Origin of the sequence: Rhodosalinus sp. (assembly GCF_041685465.1) — a bacterium.
Classification (GTDB): Bacteria; Pseudomonadota; Alphaproteobacteria; order Rhodobacterales; family Rhodobacteraceae; genus Rhodosalinus.
This window is the reverse complement of the sequence record NZ_JAWLFS010000192.1, coordinates 1-6019: the sequence shown is the minus strand read 5'-3', so window position 1 is coordinate 6019 and position 6019 is coordinate 1. Positions and strand designations below refer to the sequence as shown.

Below are 6019 nucleotides of genomic sequence, written 5' to 3'. Positions count from 1 at the left end.
CGGGCGACCGACGTCTACTTCGCCTTCTACTGCATGGCGATGCGCACCGGCCGCACCCGCTCCGCCGCCGAGATCGCCGCGCTCCTGCGCGAGGCCGGCTTCGAGACGCCGGAGCGGCCGAAATGCCTGCGCCCTTACGTCACCACGGCGCTCGTGGCGCGCAAGCCGGTGCAATCTGTCGTGCAAGGCTGACAGTTTTTACGTCACGGCTAATTGACATGCCCATGTGTAAAGATAAACTGACACCCATAACGCCGACAGTGCCGACGGGCGACTCGCCCCGGCCCCGGTGAGGGAGAGAGACGATGCACACACCAGCGGTGCTCCTGAACGGACCGAAGGATCTGCGCCTCGACAGCGTGCCGCTCGTCGCGCCGGGCGAGGGTGATCTGGTGGTGCGCATCGATCACTCCGGCATCTCCACCGGCACGGAAAAGCTCTTCTACACGGGGCAGATGCCGCCGTTTCCGGGCATGGGCTATCCGCTGGTGCCGGGCTACGAGGCGGCCGGCGAGATCGTCGAGGCCGACCCGGCGACCGGGTACAAGCCCGGACAGCACGTTTTCGTCCCCGGCGCGAACTGCTTCGACGGGGCCTTCGGCCTCTTCGGGGGGGCGGCGCATCTGCTCGTCACGCAGGCCGACCGCGTCACGCCGATCGAGGCGGGCTGGGGCGCGGAGGGTGCTCTGCTCGCCCTCGCCGCGACCGCGCGCCACGCGATGGCGGGGCTCGACAAGCGGGTGCCCGACCTGATCGTGGGGCACGGCGTGCTTGGCCGGCTGCTCGCGCGGCTGACCATCGCCGCCGGCGCGCCGGCGCCGACCGTCTGGGAAATCTCCGAGGGCCGCTCGGGCGGCGCGGAGGGCTACGAGGTGCTCCGCCCCGAGGACGACCCGAAGCGCGACTATCGCTCCATCTACGACGCCTCCGGCAACGCCGCGATCCTGGACGATCTGATCGGGCGGCTGGAGAAGGGCGGCGAGGTGGTGCTCGCGGGCTTCTACCCCGAGGGCCTCTCCTTCGCGTTCCCGCCCGCTTTCATGAAGGAGGCGCGCCTGCGCGTCGCCGCCGAATGGGCGCGCGAGGATCTCGCCGCGACCCGCGCCCTCGTCGAGAGCGGCGCGCTCTCGCTTGCCGGACTGATCACGCACACGGCCCCCGCCGCGGAGGCCGAGACCGCCTACAGGACCGCCTTCGAGGACGAGTCCTGCCTGAAAATGATTCTCAACTGGGAGGATGCGGCGTGAAGGACGAAGTGCCCAACCTGAAGGATTTCGACCAGCGTCTTCGAGATGAAGCGGCCGAAGAGCCGACGCTCGAGGTGCCGGCCGAGGAGCCAACGAAACACACGCAGATCATCGCGATCTACGGCAAGGGCGGCATCGGCAAGTCGTTCACCCTGGCCAACCTCAGCCACATGATGGCCGAGCAGGGCAAGCGCGTGCTGCTGATCGGCTGCGATCCGAAATCGGACACCACCTCGCTCCTGTTCGGGGGCAAGGCCTGCCCGACGATCATCGAGACCTCGACCAAGAAGAAGCTCGCCGGCGAGGAAGTCGAGATCGGCGATGTCTGCTTCAAGCGCGGCGGCGTCTTCGCGATGGAACTCGGCGGCCCGGAAGTGGGCCGCGGCTGCGGCGGGCGCGGCATCATCCACGGCTTCGAGCTGCTGGAGAAGCTGGGCTTCCACGACTGGGATTTCGACTACGTCCTGCTGGATTTCCTCGGCGACGTGGTCTGCGGCGGCTTCGGTCTGCCGATCGCGCGGGACATGGCGCAGAAGGTCATCCTCGTCGCGTCGAACGACCTGCAGTCGCTCTATGTGGCCAACAACGTCTGCTCGGCGGTGGAGTATTTCCGCAAGCTCGGCGGCAATGTCGGCGTCGCCGGCCTCGTGGTGAACAAGGACGACCAGTCGGGCGAGGCACAGGCCTTCGCGAAGTCGGTCGATATCCCGATCCTCGCCGCGATCCCGCAGGACGACGACCTGCGCAAGAAATCCGCGAACTACCAGATCGTCGGCAGCAGCGAGAGCCAGTGGGGCGAGCTTTTCGCCGGGCTCGCCGAAGAGGTCGCCGGCGCACCGCCGCTGCGGCCCACGCCGCTCAGCCAGGATGACCTGCTCAACCTCTTCGACAGCAAGGACACGGGCGCCGACTTCGTGCTCGAGCCGGCCACCGATGCCGACATGCGGGGCAAGTACTATGAGCCCAAGGAGTCCCTGGAGGTGGTCTATGACGACGTCTGATCCGAAGGAGGCGGCACGCCTCGCGCGGCTCCGGCGCCTCGTCGAGACCGCGCCGCCGGACCGCCTGCGCCGGCTGATCGAAGACATCCGCAAATCCCCGGGCGACGACGGGAGGGCGGCATGACCGACGAAGTGCGTTATGACGCCGCCGCCGACGCGGTGGTGATCGAGGGCGAGCGTCGCGCGGCCCCCGAGGCCGGTGGCGCCGCCGCCGCCCCGGAGGCCGAGCCCGCCGTGGACGGCATGGGCTGCCACTCCGGCGCCGAGATGGAGAAGGCCGCGCGCATGGCCGGCCAGTCCGAGATCCTCGACCAGTATGCGGCCGACTACCCGCAGGGGCCGCACGACAAGCCGCAGAGCATGTGCCCGGCCTTCGGCTCGCTCCGCGTCGGGCTCCGGATGCGCCGGGTGGCGACGATGCTCTCGGGCTCGGCCTGCTGTGTCTACGGCCTCACCTTCGTGAGCCATTTCTACGGCGCGCGGCGCTCGGTGGGCTACGTGCCCTTCAGCTCCGAGACGCTGGTGACCGGCAAGCTCTTCGAGGACATCCGCGACGCGGTCCATGAAATGGCCGATCCGGACCACTACGACGCGATCGTGGTCACCAACCTCTGCGTGCCGACCGCCTCCGGCGTGCCGCTCCGGCTCCTGCCGGACGAGATCAACGGCGTGCGGATCGTGGGCATCGACGTGCCGGGCTTCGGCGTGCCGACCCATGCGGAGGCCAAGGACGTGCTCGCCGGCGCGATGCTGAACTACGCCCGCGCCGAGGTCGAGGCCGGTCCGGTCGCCGCCCCCGAGGGCGGACGTGGCTCGCGGCCGACGGTCACGATGCTGGGCGAGATGTTCCCGGCCGATCCGATGATGATCGGGCGGATGCTCGAGCCCCTGGGCCTCGCCGCCGGGCCTGTGGTGCCCTGCCGAGAATGGCGCGAGCTTTACGCCGCGCTCGACGGCGCGGTGGTCGCGGCGATCCACCCCTTCTACACCGCCGCGATCCGCGAGTTCGAGGCGGCGGGCCGCCCGATCGTGGGCTCCGCCCCGGTGGGCTACGAGGGCACGGCCGCCTGGCTCAAGGCCATCGGCGAGGCGCACGGCGTCCCGCCCGAGAAGATCGCCGAGGCGCAGAACGCGGTGCTGCCGTCGATCAAGGAGGCGCTCGAGGGCGCGCGGCTCGAGGGGCGGATCACGCTCTCGGGCTACGAGGGCAGCGAGCTTCTGGTCGCGCGGCTTCTCGTGGAGAGCGGGGCGGAGGTCGCCTATGTCGGCACCGCCTGCCCCAAGACGCCCTGGAGCGCGGAGGACGCGGCCTGGCTCGAGGCGCATGGCGCGAAGGTCACCTTCCGCGCGAGCCTCGAGGACGACTGCGCCGCGATGGAGGCGGTGAAGCCCGACCTCGCCATCGGCACGACGCCCGTGGTGCAGAAGGCCAAGGAGCTCTCGATCCCCTCGCTCTACTTCACGAACCTCATCTCGGCCCGGCCGCTGATGGGGCCCGCGGGGGCCGGCTCGCTGCAGCAGGTGATGCGCGCGGCGATGGAGAACAAGGACCGCATGGCGCACATGACCGAGTTCTTCCACGGCGTGGGCGAGGGCGACACCGCCGGCATCTGGGAAGGCGCGCCGAACCTGCATCCCGAGTTCGCGGAACGCCACCGCAAGAAGCTCGAGAAGCAGGCGCGCGCCGCCAAGGCGGAGCAGATGATATGAGCGCTGCCGTCCGCAATCAGCCCGTAGGGTGCGTGCGAGCACGCACCCTACGGGAAGCGGGGGCGCTGCCCCCGTACCCCCGGGATATTTCCACCAAGAAGAATGGAGGTGGGAAATGCTGATCCAGGATCATGACCGGGCCGGCGGCTACTGGGGTGCGGTCTACGCCTTCACGGCGGTGAAGGGCCTTCAGGTGGTGATCGACGGCCCCGTGGGCTGCGAGAACCTGCCGGTCACCTCCGTGCTGCACTACACCGACGGGCTGCCGCCGCACGAGCTGCCCATCGTCGTCACCGGCCTCGCCGAGGAAGAGCTCGGCAAGGACGGCACCGAGGGCGCGATGAAGCGCGCCTGGGAGACGCTCGACCCGGCGCTGCCGTCGGTGGTCGTTACCGGCTCCATCGCCGAGATGATCGGCGGCGGCGTCACGCCCGAGGGCACGTCGATCCAGCGGTTCCTGCCGCGCACCATCGACGAGGACCAGTGGGAATCGGCCGATCGGGCGATGACCTGGATCTTCACCGAGCACGGCATGACCAAGGGCCGGATGCCGCCGGAGAAGAAGCGCCCCGACGGCGCGAAGCCGCGGGTCAACATCCTCGGCCCGATGTACGGCGTCTTCAACATGCCCTCCGACCTCGCCGAGATCCGGCGGCTGATCGAGGGCATCGGCGCCGAGGTGAACATGGTGATGCCGCTGGGCGCCCATCTCGCCGAGATGCGCGACCTGGTGAACGCCGACGTGAACGTGGTCATGTACCGCGAGTTCGGCCGCAACCTCGCCGAGGTTCTGGGCAAGCCCTATCTGCAGGCGCCCATCGGCATCGAGAGCACCACGAAGTTCCTGCGCAAGCTGGGCGAGCTCCTGGATCTCGACCCCGAGCCCTTCATCGAGCGCGAGAAGCACTCGACCATCAAGCCGGTCTGGGATCTCTGGCGCTCGGTCACGCAGGATTTCTTCGCCACCGCGAGCTTCGCCGTCGTCGCGAACGAGACCTACGCCCGCGGCATCCGCCACTACCTCGAGAGCGACCTCGGGCTGCCCTGCGCCTTCGCCGTGGCGCGCATCGCCGGGCGCAAGACCAACAACGAGGAAGTGCGCGCGCTGATGGGGCGCGAGCGGCCGCTCATCGTGCTCGGCTCGATCAACGAGAAGATGTATCTCGCCGAGCTCAAGGCGGGCCACGGGCCGCAGCCGGCCTTCATCCCGGCGAGCTTCCCGGGCGCGGCGATCCGGCGGGCCACCGGCACGCCGATGATGGGCTACGCCGGCGCGACCTACCTGCTGCAGGAGGTCTGCAACGGGCTTTTCGACGCGCTCTTCCACATTCTCCCGCTCGGCTCCGAGATGGATGCCGCGGATGCCACGCCGGCGCGGCTGCGCCGCGATTTTCCCTGGGACGAGGACGCCCAGCGGGAGCTCGACCGGATCGTGGCGACCCACCCCGTTCTCACTCGTATCTCCGCGGCCAAGACGCTGCGCGACGCCGCGGAGCGCGCCGCGCTCGATGCGGGCGCGGAGCGTGTGGTCCTCGAGACCGTGAAGGCCGTGTCGCCGGCCGTGACAGGCGACGCAAAGGAGGGCTGACCAGATGGCAGACATTACCTCGAATCCCCCGCCGCGCACCCGTTCGGGCCGCCGCCGCGGTGCCGAATTCCACATCTACTTCGCGGTCATCTTCGTGGTGGCGATCCCGTTCACCACGGTGCGCTGGACGCGCGACGTGATCCGCACCCGCACGCTCAACATGCACGGGCCGCTCGCCCGCGCCTGGGCCGAGGCGGACCGGATCACGCCCCTGATCTTCTCGGCCTGAGCGACACGCTCGGGGCGAGGCACGCCCTGCCCTCCCGGTGATCGGGAGGTCAGACCGGAGGGGCCCCTGGGTCCCGAAGGAACCCGGCCGCGGGGTTCGCGGCGTCAGCATAACGTTCCGGAGGAAAGTTCATGGCTGATAAGAACGACCTGTCCTTTACAGGTCTCACAGACGAGCAGGCCCAGGAGCTGCACTCGGTCTACATGAGCGGCCTTTGGCTGTTCGTGGCCGTTGCGGTGGTCGC

The 6019-nt window shown here is 69.4% G+C and carries 7 protein-coding genes and 1 pseudogene; all 8 read left to right on the top strand.

Annotated elements, in window-relative coordinates; genetic code table 11:
• Window positions 1-192, top strand: a pseudogene (locus ACESL7_RS12035) (methyltransferase); the annotation flags it as partial.
• Window positions 193-305: 113 nt separating this feature from the next.
• A complete protein-coding gene (bchC, locus tag ACESL7_RS12030) occupies window positions 306-1247 on the top strand; it encodes a chlorophyll synthesis pathway protein BchC (protein WP_372893560.1) in 942 nt (313 codons plus the stop codon).
• Window positions 1244-2248 (top strand): chlorophyllide a reductase iron protein subunit X, encoded by a 1005-nt coding sequence (locus ACESL7_RS12025; protein ID WP_372893559.1) that lies wholly within the window; start codon window positions 1244-1246, stop codon window positions 2246-2248. The genes bchC and ACESL7_RS12025 overlap by 4 nt, the downstream gene beginning before the upstream one ends.
• Window positions 2235-2372: a hypothetical protein gene (locus tag ACESL7_RS12020; RefSeq protein ID WP_372893558.1), complete on the top strand. Its 138-nt coding sequence runs from the start codon at window positions 2235-2237 to the stop codon at window positions 2370-2372. The genes ACESL7_RS12025 and ACESL7_RS12020 overlap by 14 nt, the downstream gene beginning before the upstream one ends.
• The gene (gene bchY / locus ACESL7_RS12015) at window positions 2369-3958 is read left to right on the top strand and encodes a chlorophyllide a reductase subunit Y (RefSeq protein ID WP_372893557.1); all 1590 of its coding nucleotides are present in this window, start codon (window positions 2369-2371) and stop codon (window positions 3956-3958) included. Before ACESL7_RS12020 ends, bchY begins: the two co-directional genes overlap by 4 nt.
• 115 nt (window positions 3959-4073) lie before the next feature.
• Complete coding sequence (gene bchZ / locus ACESL7_RS12010) at window positions 4074-5546, top strand: chlorophyllide a reductase subunit Z (protein ID WP_372893556.1); 1473 nt, start codon at window positions 4074-4076, stop codon at window positions 5544-5546.
• Window positions 5547-5550: 4 nt separating this feature from the next.
• Window positions 5551-5775 (top strand): cytochrome PufQ, encoded by a 225-nt coding sequence (gene pufQ / locus ACESL7_RS12005; RefSeq protein WP_372893555.1) that lies wholly within the window; start codon window positions 5551-5553, stop codon window positions 5773-5775.
• Window positions 5776-5906: 131 nt separating this feature from the next.
• Window positions 5907-6019: light-harvesting protein (locus tag ACESL7_RS12000; protein ID WP_372893561.1), on the top strand; the 113-nt coding region annotated here is incomplete at its 3' end.